The organism is Peredibacter sp. HCB2-198 (assembly GCF_045999315.1).
Lineage (GTDB): Bacteria > Bdellovibrionota > Bacteriovoracia > Bacteriovoracales > Bacteriovoracaceae > Peredibacter.
The window spans coordinates 459,115-474,751 of record NZ_CP174607.1 but is presented as its reverse complement, the minus strand read 5'-3'; the positions used below and the strand labels follow the sequence as shown (position 1 = coordinate 474,751).

The 15,637-nt window shown below is 42.2% G+C and carries 22 protein-coding genes and 1 tRNA gene; 12 read left to right on the top strand and 11 right to left on the bottom strand.

Annotation, left to right across the window (positions count from 1 at the left end):
* Nucleotides 1-7 precede the first annotated feature (7 nt).
* Nucleotides 8-217: a hypothetical protein gene (locus tag ACJVC5_RS02480; protein WP_408097799.1), complete on the top strand. Its 210-nt coding sequence runs from the start codon at nt 8-10 to the stop codon at nt 215-217.
* 21 nt (nt 218-238) lie between these two features.
* Here the strand turns inward: ACJVC5_RS02480 and ACJVC5_RS02475 are convergent, their stop codons facing one another.
* Complete coding sequence (locus ACJVC5_RS02475) at nt 239-892, bottom strand: DUF2461 domain-containing protein (RefSeq protein ID WP_408097798.1); 654 nt, start codon at nt 890-892, stop codon at nt 239-241.
* Nucleotides 893-945: 53 nt separating this feature from the next.
* Here ACJVC5_RS02475 and ACJVC5_RS02470 point away from each other — a divergent pair, with 53 nt between their 5' ends.
* Nucleotides 946-1,293 (top strand): nuclear transport factor 2 family protein, encoded by a 348-nt coding sequence (locus ACJVC5_RS02470; RefSeq protein ID WP_408097797.1) that lies wholly within the window; start codon nt 946-948, stop codon nt 1,291-1,293.
* A gap of 35 nt (nt 1,294-1,328) precedes the next feature.
* Nucleotides 1,329-1,886, top strand: a complete 558-nt coding sequence (locus tag ACJVC5_RS02465; RefSeq protein WP_408097796.1) for a hypothetical protein — start codon at nt 1,329-1,331, stop codon at nt 1,884-1,886.
* 140 nt (nt 1,887-2,026) lie between these two features.
* Here the strand turns inward: ACJVC5_RS02465 and ACJVC5_RS02460 are convergent.
* Nucleotides 2,027-2,103: transfer RNA gene (locus ACJVC5_RS02460), tRNA-Asp, on the bottom strand.
* Between the two features lie 136 nt (nt 2,104-2,239).
* Here ACJVC5_RS02460 and ACJVC5_RS02455 point away from each other — a divergent pair.
* Nucleotides 2,240-2,992 (top strand): SDR family NAD(P)-dependent oxidoreductase, encoded by a 753-nt coding sequence (locus ACJVC5_RS02455; RefSeq protein WP_408097795.1) that lies wholly within the window; start codon nt 2,240-2,242, stop codon nt 2,990-2,992.
* 2 nt (nt 2,993-2,994) lie between these two features.
* Nucleotides 2,995-3,231, top strand: coding sequence for a hypothetical protein (locus tag ACJVC5_RS02450; RefSeq protein ID WP_408097794.1), 237 nt, complete (start codon nt 2,995-2,997; stop codon nt 3,229-3,231).
* On the opposite strand, the gene ACJVC5_RS02445 is transcribed toward ACJVC5_RS02450, so the two are convergent.
* Nucleotides 3,228-3,815: an exopolysaccharide biosynthesis protein gene (locus ACJVC5_RS02445; protein ID WP_408097793.1), complete on the bottom strand. Its 588-nt coding sequence runs from the start codon at nt 3,813-3,815 to the stop codon at nt 3,228-3,230. The two genes, ACJVC5_RS02450 and ACJVC5_RS02445, sit on opposite strands and share 4 nt — an antisense overlap.
* Before the next feature lie 168 nt (nt 3,816-3,983).
* On the opposite strand from ACJVC5_RS02445, the gene ACJVC5_RS02440 reads away from it, so the two are divergent.
* Nucleotides 3,984-4,916 (top strand): TerC family protein, encoded by a 933-nt coding sequence (locus ACJVC5_RS02440; RefSeq protein WP_408097792.1) that lies wholly within the window; start codon nt 3,984-3,986, stop codon nt 4,914-4,916.
* A 28-nt stretch (nt 4,917-4,944) separates the two neighbouring features.
* On the opposite strand, the gene ACJVC5_RS02435 is transcribed toward ACJVC5_RS02440, so the two are convergent.
* From ACJVC5_RS02435 to ACJVC5_RS02420, 4 genes are all read right to left on the bottom strand, one after another.
* A complete protein-coding gene (locus ACJVC5_RS02435; RefSeq protein WP_408099218.1) occupies nt 4,945-5,343 on the bottom strand; it encodes an NINE protein in 399 nt (132 codons plus the stop codon).
* Complete coding sequence (locus tag ACJVC5_RS02430; protein WP_408097791.1) at nt 5,343-5,783, bottom strand: hypothetical protein; 441 nt, start codon at nt 5,781-5,783, stop codon at nt 5,343-5,345. The genes ACJVC5_RS02435 and ACJVC5_RS02430 overlap by 1 nt, the downstream gene beginning before the upstream one ends.
* A 114-nt stretch (nt 5,784-5,897) precedes the next feature.
* Nucleotides 5,898-6,263: a DUF1634 domain-containing protein gene (locus tag ACJVC5_RS02425; protein WP_408097790.1), complete on the bottom strand. Its 366-nt coding sequence runs from the start codon at nt 6,261-6,263 to the stop codon at nt 5,898-5,900.
* The gene (locus tag ACJVC5_RS02420; RefSeq protein ID WP_408097789.1) at nt 6,260-7,078 is read right to left on the bottom strand and encodes a sulfite exporter TauE/SafE family protein; all 819 of its coding nucleotides are present in this window, start codon (nt 7,076-7,078) and stop codon (nt 6,260-6,262) included. Before ACJVC5_RS02420 ends, ACJVC5_RS02425 begins: the two co-directional genes overlap by 4 nt.
* An 80-nt stretch (nt 7,079-7,158) precedes the next feature.
* Between ACJVC5_RS02420 and ACJVC5_RS02415 the strand changes: the two genes are divergently transcribed.
* Both ACJVC5_RS02415 and ACJVC5_RS02410 read left to right on the top strand, forming a co-directional pair.
* Complete coding sequence (locus ACJVC5_RS02415) at nt 7,159-8,127, top strand: DnaJ C-terminal domain-containing protein (protein ID WP_408097788.1); 969 nt, start codon at nt 7,159-7,161, stop codon at nt 8,125-8,127.
* Between the two features lie 2 nt (nt 8,128-8,129).
* Nucleotides 8,130-8,393, top strand: coding sequence for a chaperone modulator CbpM (locus tag ACJVC5_RS02410; RefSeq protein ID WP_408097787.1), 264 nt, complete (start codon nt 8,130-8,132; stop codon nt 8,391-8,393).
* Here the strand turns inward: ACJVC5_RS02410 and ACJVC5_RS02405 are convergent.
* On the bottom strand, nt 8,390-9,967 hold the full coding sequence (locus ACJVC5_RS02405) for a hypothetical protein (protein ID WP_408097786.1): 1,578 nt from the start codon (nt 9,965-9,967) through the stop codon (nt 8,390-8,392). The genes ACJVC5_RS02410 and ACJVC5_RS02405 overlap by 4 nt on opposite strands.
* Before the next feature lie 364 nt (nt 9,968-10,331).
* On the opposite strand from ACJVC5_RS02405, the gene ACJVC5_RS02400 reads away from it, so the two are divergent.
* The 3 genes from ACJVC5_RS02400 (at nt 10,332) to ACJVC5_RS02390 (ending at nt 11,824) form a co-directional block, all read left to right on the top strand.
* The gene (locus tag ACJVC5_RS02400) at nt 10,332-10,688 is read left to right on the top strand and encodes a hypothetical protein (protein WP_408097785.1); all 357 of its coding nucleotides are present in this window, start codon (nt 10,332-10,334) and stop codon (nt 10,686-10,688) included.
* A gap of 50 nt (nt 10,689-10,738) precedes the next feature.
* Nucleotides 10,739-11,371 carry a hypothetical protein gene (locus ACJVC5_RS02395; RefSeq protein WP_408097784.1) on the top strand — a complete coding sequence of 211 codons (633 nt, stop codon included), beginning with the start codon at nt 10,739-10,741 and terminating at the stop codon, nt 11,369-11,371.
* 66 nt (nt 11,372-11,437) lie between these two features.
* Complete coding sequence (locus ACJVC5_RS02390) at nt 11,438-11,824, top strand: response regulator (protein ID WP_408097783.1); 387 nt, start codon at nt 11,438-11,440, stop codon at nt 11,822-11,824.
* Here the strand turns inward: ACJVC5_RS02390 and ACJVC5_RS02385 are convergent.
* The 3 genes from ACJVC5_RS02385 to ACJVC5_RS02375 form a co-directional block, all read right to left on the bottom strand.
* The gene (locus tag ACJVC5_RS02385) at nt 11,821-14,025 is read right to left on the bottom strand and encodes a cation:proton antiporter (RefSeq protein ID WP_408097782.1); all 2,205 of its coding nucleotides are present in this window, start codon (nt 14,023-14,025) and stop codon (nt 11,821-11,823) included. The two genes, ACJVC5_RS02390 and ACJVC5_RS02385, sit on opposite strands and share 4 nt — an antisense overlap.
* 221 nt (nt 14,026-14,246) lie before the next feature.
* A complete protein-coding gene (locus ACJVC5_RS02380; protein WP_408097781.1) occupies nt 14,247-14,561 on the bottom strand; it encodes a hypothetical protein in 315 nt (104 codons plus the stop codon).
* A gap of 59 nt (nt 14,562-14,620) precedes the next feature.
* A complete protein-coding gene (locus ACJVC5_RS02375; protein ID WP_408097780.1) occupies nt 14,621-14,986 on the bottom strand; it encodes a hypothetical protein in 366 nt (121 codons plus the stop codon).
* Between the two features lie 152 nt (nt 14,987-15,138).
* On the opposite strand from ACJVC5_RS02375, the gene ACJVC5_RS02370 reads away from it, so the two are divergent.
* Complete coding sequence (locus ACJVC5_RS02370) at nt 15,139-15,633, top strand: Hsp20/alpha crystallin family protein (protein WP_408097779.1); 495 nt, start codon at nt 15,139-15,141, stop codon at nt 15,631-15,633.
* Nucleotides 15,634-15,637: the final 4 nt, after the last annotated feature.

The following is a 15,637-nucleotide window of genomic DNA, read 5'->3' as shown; positions in this document are numbered from 1 at the left end:
GGTACGTATGTCGATTAAAGTAACAAAGACAAAAGTAGCAGCTATGAATTTAGCAGCAGATGGTGGTTCCGCGACGATTGGAACTTATTCTGCGTTTGCCGCTTTTGGAATTGCTACAGCGGGAAATTTAACAGGTAATATGTATGCAGTCCTAGGAACGACAGCACTGGCCTTAATAGCTTTTCTGGGTTTCAAAAAATACTTAGATGAGTCTTAGAATGTGGGCCGCACAGGGCCCCTATATAAGTCCTTCATATAAGAAATCATTCAGTGGCTTCATCAATTTAAAATTCTTATCCACGAGCTTTCCAAATCCAGGTTTCATTACATCGCTCACATCTAGCTTCTTCATTACCACAAAGCTTTTAAGCTTAATGAATTCGATATGAGGAGCATCAGCGGAGAAGCCTTTTGGTGGACGAACAAGTGCACTGTCCATACCTAATGAACCGAAGGTCTTCTTAAAAGTGCTGTTTTTTAGAACGGCCTCAAGTTCGTCACCCGCATTCATAATATGTCGTCTTACCTTGAGAAGACTTGGGGCCTCAGGCATCCATACGCCACCGGCCACAAAAACTTCATTGGGGGCAATGTGAATGTAGTATCCAGGAAGGTCGCTCTTTTTTCCTCCGTAAGAGAAGAAGGCGCCCATATGAGTTTTGTAAGGGGTCTTATCATCACTAAAGCGGATATCGCGGTTGATTCTGAAGGTGCAATTCTTTGGTTCCATGAAGGGGAGACGGGAGTCCCAAGAGCTTATGCGTGTAATGAGCTCTTGAACGAGAAAATCAAATTCCTTTTTGGCCGTTTGATACTCGTCTTTATGAGCGTGCATCCATTCAGTGGTGTTATTTTTTTTAAGTTTTTTGAGGAAGGCGATGGCATTTTTCATAGGATAAATAAAACAGTTGTGACTTCTGATGTAAAGAAGCGACGAGGTGGATAATGCAGACTCCAAAAGAAGTGCTTTTAAAATGGATTGAACTCTTTAATAAGGCAGATGCTAATGCCATTGCTGAACTTTATCATGAAGATGCCATCAATCATCAAGTGGCCCTTTCTCCAATCGAGGGGAAAGAGAATATTCGTCAGATGTTTTTAAGAGAGTTCGGTTCGGCCGAGATGGTTTGTATTGTAGAAAACATTTTCTCCGACGGAGATTGGGCGATTCTCGAGTGGAAAGATCCTAAGGGGCTACGCGGATGTGGGTTCTTTAATATCATCAACGGAAAGATCAAATTTCAAAGAGGCTATTGGGACAGGCTTTCGTTTGAGAGAATGTATGGAAATTAACTTGTAAAATTTTTGATTTAGTTCAATCTATAATTATGGTCAGAGTACCCCATGGTTATTGGACAAGATATTGGATCACGCTCGTAATATTTGGACTGGTAATTGCATTTTTTGCGACTAGCTCTGATTGGCTTTTACTTGCAGTTCGTTTTCATTCAGGAGTTTTTTCTGTTTTGATTTTTACCTATCTTATTTTCTTCACAATCAATTTGTTCTTATTAAGAAATCCTAATTACCGAAATGATTATAATTTTATTGCAGTCAAAACCCCAATTTACTTTCCAACGTTGGCCCCAGTATTAAATAAGATATTTTTTCCAATAATGTTTGGCTTCCCTTTAGTTGTCGGTGCAATCGGGCATTATGAAAAACTAATTGTAGATCAAAAATTTGAAGTTGAAGAATTTAGGATTGTCTCGTCTTATTTTGAAAACCGGAATAAGCCATCTCGTAAATGCTATTTGTTATCAAACAGTTCAGGGACAACAAGTGTATGTGATACAAAACAGAAATTTCCTGAATCAGGAACAGTTAAACTTAAAACCTATCGCGGTCTCATAAGTGATTACTACGACTATGCCAATAATCCATAAATGGACATTGTATCTAGTACTTCGAAATCGGTAGAGATAATGATCGAGGGTGTAAATCTTAAGTTTCACTTTCGCTGGAGAAAGTAGGCAAAAAAAAAGGTCATCTTTCGATGACCTTTGATTTAATTCTGAAATAAAGATGGCGGGAGAGACGGGACTCGAACCCGCGGCCTTCTGCGTGACAGGCAGACGTTATAACCAACTTAACTACTCCCCCAGAATGTTCAACAAATATAAAGACCCGGCGTGTTCTCGTCAAGGATAAATCCTCAAAAAATCTTTTTTTGAGGTGCGGCAACGTGGTTGGGAATCCCAAATCGTGCTAGAATTTTGAGACTTAAAAAGGAATTTAAATGAAAGCTGTTTTCATCACCGGTGGAACGACCGGAATGGGCATGGAACTCGCCAAACTTTACGCCAAAAAGGGCTGGAAAGTAGGGGTTTGCGGTCGGGATAAAACAAAATTCGATGATAACTTTCAGACTGAAAAGGACCAGATTTCCTTCTATCAGGTGGATGTCGCCAATCGAGCTGAATTAAAGGCCGCCATTGCCGACTTTTCTAAGACCATTGGCCTTGATCTTCTGATCGCCAACGCCGGTATTGGTTACAAATTTAAGACCAAAATCCCGGATTTTGAGTGGAGCTATAAAATGGTCCATGTGAATTTTCTGGGTGTTATGTATGCCTTTGAGGCCGCTCTGGACGTCATGGTTCCTAGAAGCAAGGGGCAACTGGTGGCGATCTCGTCAATCGCCGGTTACAACGGTCTTCCAGGTGTATCCGCTTACAGCGCTACTAAGGCCGCAGTTCAGAAGTACTGCGAATCTCTGCACATCGACCTTCGCCAATTTAATATTCATGTGACGTCGATTTGCCCGGGGTTTGTGGACACTCCACTGACTCAATCAAATAACCACAAAATGCCTTTCATCATGTCGGCACCAAAGGCGGCCCAAAAAATCGCACATGCCATTGAGAAAAAGAAAATGGTCTATGCATTTCCATTTTTCTTCGCAACGATTGTACGTATCCTTGGAATGCTTCCGCGTACCTGGTACCGGGCCTTTATGAGCATCAAGGCCGTAAATTATAGTAAGGAGTAATCATGAAATTTTTTATCGTTCTCGCTCTAGTCGCTTCATCGGCTGTTTATGCTGCCCCATCGGCCACTAAGAGAGCGGCACCGGTTCAAAAAGAAATTGAAGCAGCTAAAAAAGAAACAGCTAAGTCTCAAAAGAAAGAGGAAGATTGTGATGATAAGGCCAAAAAGCCCATCGAAATCAAAGAAGAGACAATCTCTCTTAGTGGCAACACTGGTTGCTCACTAGACGACGCTCACTAAAGCCAGTTTTGAATTTGTTCTTTAATTAAGGCATACGAAAGCATCGCCATCCAAATAACAGTGATGGTGATGCCGTGGCCGATCAGAATCAGAATAATATCTTCCTCTAAAAGTCCCACACAGATCATAAAGATGCTCAATGCCGGAATAAGATTCGAGAATGGAATCGGTAATGGCAGCGAAAGAAACGCGGCCGAAAGTGTAATCGAAAGACCACAGATGATGTGGCTTATGCGAGTATTCGTAATGGGGTGCTTGTAAGCAGAAATCTTAGAAGTGAAGTTACTGAATTTCACCGCCGCTTTATAGATCATTTCGAATTTTTCGTGAGTAATGTTCACTTCTTTCAACTTCTTGGTCAAAAGGGGCCTGCTCCAGAAAGTAAGTCCAATGCCTTGAAGAAGGACTATCAGTCCTAAAACACTAGATAGACCGGGAATAGGAATGGGTTGCATGAAGGGAAGGATTGCCACTAAACAAAGGATCAATAGTGCTTCGCCTTCTACGTGCTCAACGATTTTGCCCAAAGTTATCTGGGGCAAATCGCGAACTTCCTCTAAGGCACTGACAAGACGGGCACTCATTCTTAATCCAAGGTTAATAACACCTTCATAATAAGTGAATTTGCGCTGAAAGCAAGCTGTTGTATGTTGTCCGCTACGCTTAGAAATTGATGCTGCAGCACATTTTCATGTCAATTGTTTTGATGGCCTAATAGAATAGAAGAGTAACAAATCGTTTGAGGAAAAATTATGTATCATGAAACGTCTCTCGCTGTCTGGGTAGGATTTGTTATCTTTATTCTACTCGTGCTTCTCCTGGATCTCGGGGTCTTCCACAAGAAGTCCCACACTGTTGGTTTTAAAGAGTCCATCATCTGGTCAGGTGTTTGGATTGCCCTTGCTCTGGCCTTTGCGGTCGTCATTCTTTACTGGCGTGGCCAGGAAGATTTCATGTTGTTCCTCACCGGTTACGTCATAGAAAAGTCCCTGTCCGTGGACAACCTCTTTGTGTTCCTGTTGATCTTTGGATTTTTCAAAATTCCAAATCAATACCAACATAAGGTTCTCTTTTACGGAATCTTGGGTGCTCTCATTATGCGTGCCTTCTTCATCTGGGCCGGTATTGCGATCCTTACCAAGTTCGAATGGGTGATCTACATCTTCGGTGCGTTCCTACTTTACTCTGGAGTGAAGATGCTTATGCCACAAGCAGAAGAGCATGATCTTGAGAAGAGCTGGGTGATTAACTGGACAAAGAAGATTTTCCCGACAACACCACACTTCCACGATGATAAGTTCTTCGTGAAACTAAACGGTGCTTGGATGATTACTCCGCTGTTCATTACGTTGATCTTCGTGGAGTTCTCAGATCTAGTGTTTGCGATTGATTCAATTCCTGCGATCATCGGTATTACTAACGATCCGTTCCTGGTGTTTACGTCTAACGTGTTTGCGATCCTGGGACTTCGTTCTCTGTATTTTGCTCTAAAGGGCTTTGCAGATATGTTCCATTATCTGAAATATGGTCTTGCACTGATTCTTATGTTTATTGGTGTGAAAATGCTCATCATTCACTGGTTCCATATGCCAGTGGCGGTGACGATGGCCGTGATCTTCACAGTACTTCTTGGTTCGGTACTCCTGTCTATCTGGAGCAATCGTAAGAAAGAGAAAAACGCTTAAAATAAGAAGGGCCCGAAAGGGCCCTTTTTTATATCAGTAAATTTTGTTCATTAACAATCTCATTCATATTCATAAAGTCATACAACCAGCCAACTCCTAAAAGTCCGCCGGTACATAACCAGATGATTCCTGAGATCCATTTTCCAAGATAAAAACGGTGAACACCGAAGATCCCTAAAAAGGTGAGGAGCAACCAGGCCACGCTATAGTTATAGCGACCAGGAACAAATCTGCGATTCGATTCGCGTTCCATGCCAGGAATGAGAAAGAAATCAATTATCCAACCGACTCCCAGCAGTCCGAATGTACAGTAGTATAAAATTCCGGTCCAGGTCTTACCGTAATAGAAACGATGAGATCCAGTAAAACCGAAAATCCAAAGTAAATAACCTAGTGGTATTGAGTGAGTAGATGCGCGCTCTTCCATTAGTTCCAAATTAGTTGAAGTTCTTCCTCATTTTTAAATGGGAGCTCCTTAGGAGTCAAAACTAATTTTTTCACATCCTGCATGCGCGCGCGAGATGCACAGGTCCGAAGTGTGTGACTCCAGACTTTTTTCTTTCTTTGAGGAACAGATGCCGGTTCACGCTGAGTAAGTGTGAGGAGATGATACTGAGATTTTTGATCCACTACTGCTGCCATCCAGTTATAAGGCTGGACCACTTCTGATCGGGTACCTTTTGAATGGAGAGTAATAACAATACAAATGTCCTGGTCAGTAATGGTCTTTTCGGCCGTGGCCGTGATTTTGCCTTTTGCCATTGAGGCGGAAGTGTAGGGAGAAGGCGCGGGTGGGGCAGGGGCCTTGACCGGTTTTTGAGCGCAACCAGCTAAAATGATTAAACAAAGAAGTCCTGAAAGCCTCATGCTTTCCTCCTGTCCTTATCAGTTTATCAAAAATTGCCCCTACATGGGACCGGGTCAGATTTTCCACACTTTATAAGGAGGGTGGCCAAAGAACAGGCGAATGATGATTGGACTTTAGTGTTCAAATCCAAAAACAAAACTAATAATCAGTCCAAACAGTACTAAGAAAGCGATTCCCGCCAGGATGTATTCTTTTTGTTTCAGAAATAGGAATCCCGTTAAGAGTACGCGAATAAGCGGAAGACTAATCAATACAATAAGACCAAAGTAAGAGACCAACGCTCCATAGTTTCTGCGCATGATATGGTGTTGAATCATATCCAGAAAAGGAATCTGGTCATAAGTCGAGAAACTAAAAAATGGATTGGCGGTAAGTTTAAACTGCATCATCCATCCGGTGAACATAAAGGCGGCGGCAACTAAAACTCCAGCACGAAGAAACTTTGAAATTTTAAGTTCTAATGATTCAATCTCGTTCATGCTTTAAATCCTTTCATCACCATTTGGATTGAGATCACAACCAAAACAACCACAAAGATTTTTCGGATTCTGTCTGCCGGCATTCTCGGCATGACTCTCGCACCAACAAATGAGCCGATGATAATCCCAAGAGAAACTGGGCATGCAATTTCCGGACGAATGTCACCTTTCATGAGATAGGCACCGGCACTGGCCGTGGCGGTCACACCAATCATGAAGTTGGAAGTGGCCGATGAAATCTTCATAGGTACTTTCATGGCACCGTCCATCGCCATCACTTTAAAAATTCCACTACCAATTCCTAGGAGAGCAGAAAAAATCCCTGCGAAGAACATGACAAACAAACCGAGAGGAACATTGGCCACATGGTAATGAACCAGTTCACCAACTTCATTATTAAATCTTCCACCAAGATTTAATTTTTCAGACCAAGGGTGATTGACTTCAGCACGCGAATCCCCTTTCTTTTTTAGCATGGAGAACGCAGAGAAGAGTAAGAAGCCACCGAAGAGGAAGAAGAGCCACTTGGATTGAATATAAGAGGAAATAAAAAATCCGGCGATGGCGCCAAAAACAGTCCCTACTTCAAGAAGAACGGCCAGACGAAGATTCGTCAGGTGATCTTTTAAGAAACTTGCAGCGGCACCGGATGAAGTTGCGATGATGGAAATAAGACTGGCAGCAATGGCATAACGAATATCAACTCCGAAGAAAAGTGTCAGAGCAGATACCACAATAACACCGCCTCCAAGTCCGAGTAGAGCACCAAGAAATCCACCAAAAACAGAGATGACAAGTAGGAGAATAGAATACATGACTCGAGTATAGTCCTTATTCTTTGATAGGGGAACTGCTCCCAGAGGTTTAAAATTATTAATTTGTGACAATCTAGGTCGTGTCATTACTCTCTGAGCAGCTGGAAAATGCAGATGGAGGAAGTCCCATGTTTGATCCATATGCAGCGTTGGGTGTCTCTAAAACTGCCACTCAAGATGAAATTAAAAAGGCCTATCGTGCTCTCGCGAAAAAACATCATCCTGATTTAAATCCGGGGAATAAAGAAGCTGAAAAGAAATTTAAAGATGCCTCACATGCGTTTGATTTAATCGGAACTGCCGATGCTCGCGCCAAATTTGATCGAGGTGAAACGCAAGAGCATGAACAAGCAAGATATGAAGAGGCCTTTAAACAAAGACGTGGTCCGTTTTATTATAACACTCAAGAAGGAGCGGATGGTGGACGTTACACTTATTCATTCCAGGATGACATGGGTGATGAAGATCTTTTTGAGGCCCTCTTTGGATCTCGAGGAAAGCGTGGACAAAGAGCTCGGGCGGGAGGTTTTCCGGGAGAAGATCAGCTCTTCCAAATTGAGGTTGAGTTTGAAGAGGCCGCTTTAGGAGCGGAGAGAATCATCACTCTACCAAATGGAAAAAAACTTCAAGTGAAGATTCCGGCGGGGATAGAAGAAGGGAAAAAACTTCGTTTCTCGGGGCAAGGTGGAGCAGGAATGGGAAATGCTCCTCCAGGTGATTTATATCTCGAAATAAAAATCAAACCGAAAGAAGGTTTTAAACGAAGCGGAAAAGATATTGAGACTGAAGTTTCGATTAGTGTTTTTGAGGCACTCGTGGGTGGGGAGGTTCCTGTCAAAACGTTGGATGGAACAGTGATGCTCAAAGTTCCGGCAGGAAGTTCAAGTGGTACGAAAATGAGAGTGAAAGGAAAAGGCGCTGGGGCCGGGGAGAGTCGAGGAAACCTTTTGGTTGCTCTAAAAGTTGTTGCTCCGAAAAATCCTTCACCTGAACTCATTGAGGCCATGAAACCACTGGCAGAGAAGTTTGCTTACGATCCAAGGAAGTGATTATGAAGCTCAGACGTCGAATGGAAGAAGTATGTATCATGTGTGGAACTTCTCAGGAAATCATCATGCATTTTATTGAAGAAGAGTGGCTTCATCCCATTGATCGAGAGCACATCATATTTGATGATGAAGACGTGGCGCGAATAAAACTCATTGTAGAGCTAAAAGACGAGTTTGGAGTGAATGACGAGGCCATTCCTATAATCTTGCATTTGATTGATCAACTGAATGCTTTCAGATCTTATCGAAGAGAGCTTGAAATTTAGATGTTGAATTTATTTCCGCACTTACGATTCAGGTAGTTCAGAAGGTCATTATCATTTTTATAACGGAAAGAGGTGTCCCCATTCCATAGCTGGCCAGCGGGAACTTCGCACTTTTTACCATTTTGAGTGATGACAGCGTTCCCTTTCATAAGACGAGGGTCTTCTCCCCGGCGATCAACACGAATACTGATTCCGGTACCGTTATAATCTAAAGGCGCTGGCTTTCGATTGAAGCGGTCAGGGTTTAAATCAACAGCTCTTTCCTTGATGACTCCGGCCTTTACTTCCTTGGTGTCTTTATCGAAGACGACCTTCTCACCGGTGGCGAGAGTCACATGAACATCACCGTTGACCATGGAAACGTCTGGCTTCATTTTTCTTGGAATGAGCATAACAACTGATTCCATTAATTGAGAAAGTTTTCCAGATCCTGCATCATCAGTGACCCAAAGATAAGATTCTTGTTTGGAGTTATCATCACTTACAAATCGCCATTCGCGCATCACTTTTTCCTCTGGATCGAGAGGAGTTCCGGCGATTTTATTTGGGCCCACATTAGTAAGCACAAAGCCCGTAGGACGCAGCTCGGCCTCATTCATATCTTTCTTGTAGGTCATGTCCCATGAGCGGTTTGAACCAGGACGAGTGGTTGTATATTCAAGATTGATTGGACGGGGTTCCTCTCGGTCAAAGGGTTTACCATTCGTTTCCGGAGGGCAGTCAATGACTGCGACTTCTTCTTTGACTTGGACAATACCTTTATTTACAAGCTCGACTGATTCAATGAGATCTTTCTTTTTTTGCTCATCAGTGACTTTTTCACCATCAATAACCACGATAGGTTCAGTCTTCACGATATCAGGAGTTGTCTCTTCGGGTTTAGACTCTTCCTTCTTCATTTCTACAATTGGTTTTGTTTCTTCTGGTTTCGTCTCTACTTTCGGCCTCACGTCGAAATGGCGAAGCTTCTCAACCGTCGCTTTTAAACGCGTACACATGGGAGTTGAGGCCTGTTTCCCTTCAGTACAAATTTTATCCGCAAAGTCCATGAGCTCCAGAAGCTGTGCCTCTTTATTATCGGCCTTAACTTCATTGACCACGTCTTCCATGGTTCTTTTTGAGGCCGCGAATTTCTTTGTACAGTTTGAAAAGGCAAGGCTTCTTTGTTGTGGAGTTCCAGTAGGAACACAAAGTCCTTTACCGAACATCATGGGCTGACAATGCATCTGATTGGATGAACAAGAACCATTATCGTAATCAGGATTCTGACGTCCAGGAGAAGAACAAAGATTGCTTACACGCTTTGAGGGCCAACCTGCGTAGATACAGTTCATACCTTCAGTCGCCCATGCTTCATTGATAAAAAACTGCCACATGGTTGTTTCACGTAGCTTCCATTCTTCATAAGTGGAGGCCTCTTTTTGAGAGAGCTCATTGTAGAATGCCTGATAACCAGTCAGGAGTTGAACCTTTCCATAAGTGTTAGTCACTTTCCACGCATGCCGACCGGTGCTGGTCATTGACCAGCTCGAAAGTGAGCACATGAATAGAAGTGCAACGATAAATTTAATCAAGGTTCCTACCTTTACCTTTGGCGTATCGGAATAAACCCGCAAAACCTATACTATTATATTTGAGTCAGGTTTCTGTCTCTATCTATTTGAAACTAGGGAAATAGTCTTAATGGCCTAAAAGGAAGCATCAAAAAAGACTGAGCGGTCAGATGTAGTGAAAATAGTTTTTTATGTTTGGAATGAAAGTGTGGAGGCCCATATTACTAAATCCATACTCACTGCACTTTTTAGAAGTATTGGAGAATTTGAAGCGCTTTGCGTGTCTATTGATTGGAGTCATTCATTTCGGCACATCTTTCCTAGCATGAACCTAAAAATTCCCTGTGGCAAAAAGTAATCCTCAAAGTTTTTTCCAGGAGGATTTATGGCAGAACAAAAGAGCACGACAATGACAGATTCATTATCAAATGAACTGGTTGAATTGTTTGACATGAAAAAGGCCCGAATCAGAGAGGACAAAGAACTTACTCAGAAGGCAAATGAGGCCCAGAGAGATATTCGTCTATTGAGCCTAATGTTTCGAGATGGAATTCCAGATATCACCATGAGTGTAAACGATACAGAAAGTATCCGCTGGTGTGCTCGTTCTCAGCAATTAATTTATATGAAAGACGATCATAGCCAGCTCCTGGAGGCAACGAGTAAAGAAGTTAGGGTGCGGATGAGACCGTTCTTAAAAGACCTGGTCAAGAAGGCCAAGGACTTTTACTGCGATAATTAGATCTTGAGGTAAGGCAGGCCATTTCCTATAATTTTAGTAAGGAGACATTTATGAAATACTTCTTCTTGCTGATTCTACTTCTGAGCATTGGTTGCCAGGAGACCAAAAAAAATGGCCCTACACCTGAGAAGGTCGCGCAAACTGAAGATGAGCTTTTCAAAGGAAGCATTCAGATAGTTCCGAATATCAAAGGGATTCGAATTGAAGGCTCAGGCATGCAAAAAGAAGGTGACCTGACCATGACTGAAGATCTTGCTGTCGTCGAGTCGAAGACGAAAAAGATCCTTGATGAATTTCCTATGCTCGATTGGGGACTGGTTGGTTTTAAGCTGGAGAATCAGGTCCTAAAAGTGTATCCGGTGAAAGACGTTTTTGAGATTCAATATATTTCTGATGAACAAGAGAATGTTAAGCGTTCAGTAAAATGTGAATTCAAGAACCAGGATCAATCATCTATCTATGATGACTTAATGAAGAACGCTCGTTCTGCTAAGCCCGATTGGGAAAACATATTTGATGGATTAGCAAAGCTGGCCAAAGAAGGACATAAGGCCAGCTATAACTTTTTTATGGAACCAAGTGCTGAAGAAAAGAAGCTATATCAAACAGGTAGCACCGTTGCCTCAGTGGATGAGATCTTTAGAATCCTCGGATACATGAAGAAGAACGGTTGCAAATGGTAAGCACTTTTAAGAAAAATTAAAAAAAAGTCATTGGACTCTGATTCTTTTTCCTTGTTATAAGCCCACATGGAAAACACCTATCGTCCAGTGATTCTTATTGTAGATGATCAACCCGAGTTGATTTCAGTCATGAGCATGTACTTCAGGCATTTCGGTTATCAACACTACACTGCTGGTAGTGCTAAAGAAGCACTCGATGTCCTTAGCAGTGAAAAAATTAATCTTGTTATATGTGATCTTGTGATGCCTCAAATGGGTGGCCTGGAACTATTGAAAAAAGTTCGTGAGTTCAATTCTGAGGCGCCTCATTTTATCTTTTGCAGTGGTCTTTGTGATGTCCCATTTTCTTCTCCTTATCCTGAAGGAGTTTTAGGGTTTATTCAAAAACCGTTCTCGATGATGGATCTTATGGACAAGGTCGCCGTCCATTTAAAAGAACTCGCGACGACCTAGTTAAAGTCATTGATTAAGATATCAAGCATTGAGTTTTCACCCACGATCCACAGAGTGTCGTTGATCTTTAATTCAAAATCCGTGTCAGGGTTAATAATTCGAGCATGCTCTCTTTCAATTCCCACCACCATGGCGTGATATTTCTCACGAATACCAGATTGCCTGATCGTAAGTCCCACCACCGGTGACTTGGCAGAAAGTTTCATATGCTTCAAGCGATAGTTGGTACTTGAAGAGAACCTGTTTGCAATATTCACCGGGATCTCTAGATCAGGTCGGGCCTGATCTAGTTGATCGTCGGTTCCTAAAACAATCAAGGTGTCCCGAGGAAGGAGAACCTCCTGGGGCTTAGGAGCAATGATAGTTTCCATTCCTCGTTGAATGGCCACGATATTAATGCCGTACTTATTACGAAGTTGTGCCTGCATGAGTGACTTGTTAACGAGATTCGCGTTCGGATGAACTTCGATATTCACTAAGTGTGAGTCCCAAGGGGCAAGGTTCGTAAGAACGTGCGTGCTGGTGTCCGTTTTCTTGTCCTCGAAGGTTTCAAGGAAAGTCCGTTCAAACCATTTATAGTAAGACTCAAGCTTTCTATAAAGTGAAAGATACACCACTATGATAAGTAAAATGGTGACTGGAAGAATGTATCTTAGAGAAAAATATTTCGTACTTAGATAGCCGATCCAGACCGCAGTTAGAATAGGGAAAGAGAGAACGATAATGGCCTTAAAGAAGTTTTTCTCTTTACGGATACGGAGATAGTTTTTCTTCGACGTGAAGATCATTCCCCAAATGAATGGAGAAGCAATCGCCAGAGTAATAAACCAAGTAATGACGGCAGACCACTTTGACTCGATTAGTGGAGCAATGGTTGTCAAACCCAGATTAAAAATGAATGTCACAATAATCCCGTTGACCACCCATCGAGCAAGGATCATAAAGATGTCCTTGTTCTTTACTCCGCCTGTTTTACGGTATTCGCTCCAAACCATATAACGATTTAGGTTATTACGGAGTTTCCAAGGGAGTTTATCTTCAAGAGTGTCGGCGATCTTTCCTGAGTACTTAATTAAGTAAGGAGTCGTGAACGTTGTAACTAACGATACGGCAACACCAATAGGGTAGAGTTTGTTACTAATGGCGTTGAGTCCAACTCCCAGTGAAGCAATGATGAAGGAGAACTCACCAATTTGAGCAAGACCCATTCCCACTTGCAGGGAATTTTTAAACGATTGTCCTGAAATCAGGGCACCGAAAGAAGTAGAAAAAATCTTTCCTAAGATAGTTACGATACAAAGAAGGGCAATGGTCTCTTTGTATTCCCACATAATATTTGGATCAATGAGCATACCAATTGAAACAAAGAAGATCGCCCCGAAGAGGTCTTTGAGTGGGGCCATAAGATCTTCGATTTCATGAATAATATCTGTTTCCGCCAGGATTGATCCCATGATGAAGGCGCCAAGCGCTGTTGAGTAACCTAGGTGCGAGGCCAGTACGACTAGTCCTAAGCAAAGGGCGATAGAAACGAGCGTGAGCATTTCCTTGTTACCTGACTTGCCGATATAAGAAACAAGGCGAGGAACAATAAAATATCCTGTGATGAACCAGCTACCAACAACGAGAAGAAGATTAAGACCGGCAGTAAAAAGGGCCATTACCGAGAATGTCTGAGTCGTTGCAACCGTAGTAAGACCAACGAGAAGGAGAATCGCTATCAGGTCTTCTACGATCAAAATCCCGAAGATGAGACTCGCGAATCTGTGGTTTTTTAATTTAAGTTCTTCCAGGGCCTTGATAATAATTGTAGTGGATGAGACCGAAAGCATGGCACCCAGAAAAAGACTGTCCATCGAAGACCAGCCTAACCATTGTCCAAGACCAAACCCTACAAATAGGAAGAAGATCACTTCGAAGCCGGCCCCTAAGGCCGCAGTTAGTCCCACACTCAAAAGTTTCCTGAAGCTGAATTCAAGTCCCAGAGTAAACATCAAAAAAATCACACCTAATTCGGCCAGTGTCTGAATACTAGGGATATCAATAACCAATTTAGCAGGTGGAGTATAAGGACCCACAATGACACCAGCTATGATGTAACCCAACACTACCGGTTGGCGGATCTTTTGAAAGATAAAGCTCATGATTCCGGCGATACCAAGAATCAGGGCCAAATCAATAATGAGCGGGGCTAAATGCATAAGACCTTTTTAGTTAAATTTCATCTCAGCCCAGATTAACACGCCTATGATGATGAAAGTAGAAAGAACTATAAGGAGTGATTTGAGTGAAAGTTTATTTTGAGTTGTGTCATTAGAAACAGATTTTTGGTTCTTCATATTAAGCTCTTTAGTTAAAATCGTCATTCTTGGTGCGGATAAAGCACTACAAAGCAATAAAGGGTATTGCGGAGGAATGTGACTTAAACGGGAGGAGCTCGTGCCTTTGAAGGACTTCTTGCCAGCGACTCATTATGAATAATAAAGGACGTCTCAGGCATTTCTGCTAAAAACGATTTAGGTGCGAGAGAGTATTTGTCAGGGAGCGGAGCAGGACTTTTTGTTACAACTCGTTTAACAGTCGTCGTCGTTAGTTGTTCAAGGACAATTAAAGTATGAGCAGTGCGTTCAGCACGTGACATACGGTCAGACGATAGCGGACCATCAAGTTCAGGAAAACTTGCAAATGGAATGTTAAAGAGAAAGCTGAATAGAATGAGAAGCTTCAGTACTTGCACTATCCAACTATAGCAGATTTGCCACAAAGGGCAATCTGAGTTTTATACTCTATGAATTCCTATAGCTTGCATGCATCAATAAAGCCTGATGGACAGTTCCATTTTGTATTTCTTGAACAGCTAGGTCCTGGAACAGGCACACACTCATGAGTATCAGTTGCTCCGATCTCACATCCATCTCTGAAGTTTTCCGGACAAAGAATGGCAATTTCAAATTCACATGCCGGGCCTTCGGCCTTTAAGACGCATTGATGCTTAGTGGTTTCTCCTGTGAGGCATCCGTCTATGTAACCATTCGGACAAATTAAAGCATACTCAAAACGACAGGATGTAAACTCTTGTGCCCTACAGAAGTGGTTTCGCTTGGCCAGGGCATGAGTTGCAGTAAGTAATGAAAGTATGAATAACAAAATAAAGGTCTTCATCGTTCCTCCAAAGTTGAGTGATTAGACTCAAAATATCTTGGAGATAAAATTTTATAAATTCTAAATTTTGGAGGAGAAACGATGCTGCGTCTTTCTGAAAAGATCATCTCATCGTTAGTATCGGGCTGTTGAATTTTCAAAGGAGTGAATATATGGCATCACGAAATTTACCGACTGAAAGAACTGAAAGAGGTCTCAACCCATTTGCATCTTTTCGAAACGAAATGAATGATTTTTTTGATCGCTTTGCCAGAGAAATTTTCCCAAGTGATCAATCCAGCTTTATGCCGAAACTAGAAGTGCGTGATGCTGGATCGAAGTATGAGCTATCAGCTGAACTTCCCGGTATGAAAGAGGACGATATTAACATCTCTCTTAAGGACAACATGCTGGTGATTGAAGGTGAAAAGAAGAATGAAAACAAAAAAGAAGGTAAGGGCTTTTACCGCTCTGAAATCTCATACGGTAGTTTCTATCGTGCCATTCCTCTTGCAGCCGACGTGAACCCAGACACTGTATCGGCCACTTATAAAGATGGTGTATTACGTATTTCATTAGATAAAACCGCTGAGGTTGAATCTAAAACGAAGCGGATCGCCATTAATAAAACTGGAACGACCGATAAAAACCTTTCTAACCGTCATTAAGTGA

Coding starts and splice junctions, on each gene's coding strand:
- ACJVC5_RS02480 (WP_408097799.1), top strand. CDS start 8: ATGTCGATTAAAGTAACAAAGACAAAAGTAGCAGCTATGAATTTAGCA.
- ACJVC5_RS02475 (WP_408097798.1), bottom strand. CDS start 892: ATGAAAAATGCCATCGCCTTCCTCAAAAAACTTAAAAAAAATAACACC.
- ACJVC5_RS02470 (WP_408097797.1), top strand. CDS start 946: ATGCAGACTCCAAAAGAAGTGCTTTTAAAATGGATTGAACTCTTTAAT.
- ACJVC5_RS02465 (WP_408097796.1), top strand. CDS start 1,329: ATGGTCAGAGTACCCCATGGTTATTGGACAAGATATTGGATCACGCTC.
- ACJVC5_RS02455 (WP_408097795.1), top strand. CDS start 2,240: ATGAAAGCTGTTTTCATCACCGGTGGAACGACCGGAATGGGCATGGAA.
- ACJVC5_RS02450 (WP_408097794.1), top strand. CDS start 2,995: ATGAAATTTTTTATCGTTCTCGCTCTAGTCGCTTCATCGGCTGTTTAT.
- ACJVC5_RS02445 (WP_408097793.1), bottom strand. CDS start 3,815: ATGAGTGCCCGTCTTGTCAGTGCCTTAGAGGAAGTTCGCGATTTGCCC.
- ACJVC5_RS02440 (WP_408097792.1), top strand. CDS start 3,984: ATGTATCATGAAACGTCTCTCGCTGTCTGGGTAGGATTTGTTATCTTT.
- ACJVC5_RS02435 (WP_408099218.1), bottom strand. CDS start 5,343: ATGGAAGAGCGCGCATCTACTCACTCAATACCACTAGGTTATTTACTT.
- ACJVC5_RS02430 (WP_408097791.1), bottom strand. CDS start 5,783: ATGAGGCTTTCAGGACTTCTTTGTTTAATCATTTTAGCTGGTTGCGCT.
- ACJVC5_RS02425 (WP_408097790.1), bottom strand. CDS start 6,263: ATGAACGAGATTGAATCATTAGAACTTAAAATTTCAAAGTTTCTTCGT.
- ACJVC5_RS02420 (WP_408097789.1), bottom strand. CDS start 7,078: ATGTATTCTATTCTCCTACTTGTCATCTCTGTTTTTGGTGGATTTCTT.
- ACJVC5_RS02410 (WP_408097787.1), top strand. CDS start 8,130: ATGAAGCTCAGACGTCGAATGGAAGAAGTATGTATCATGTGTGGAACT.
- ACJVC5_RS02400 (WP_408097785.1), top strand. CDS start 10,332: ATGGCAGAACAAAAGAGCACGACAATGACAGATTCATTATCAAATGAA.
- ACJVC5_RS02395 (WP_408097784.1), top strand. CDS start 10,739: ATGAAATACTTCTTCTTGCTGATTCTACTTCTGAGCATTGGTTGCCAG.
- ACJVC5_RS02390 (WP_408097783.1), top strand. CDS start 11,438: ATGGAAAACACCTATCGTCCAGTGATTCTTATTGTAGATGATCAACCC.
- ACJVC5_RS02385 (WP_408097782.1), bottom strand. CDS start 14,025: ATGCATTTAGCCCCGCTCATTATTGATTTGGCCCTGATTCTTGGTATC.
- ACJVC5_RS02375 (WP_408097780.1), bottom strand. CDS start 14,986: ATGAAGACCTTTATTTTGTTATTCATACTTTCATTACTTACTGCAACT.
- ACJVC5_RS02370 (WP_408097779.1), top strand. CDS start 15,139: ATGGCATCACGAAATTTACCGACTGAAAGAACTGAAAGAGGTCTCAAC.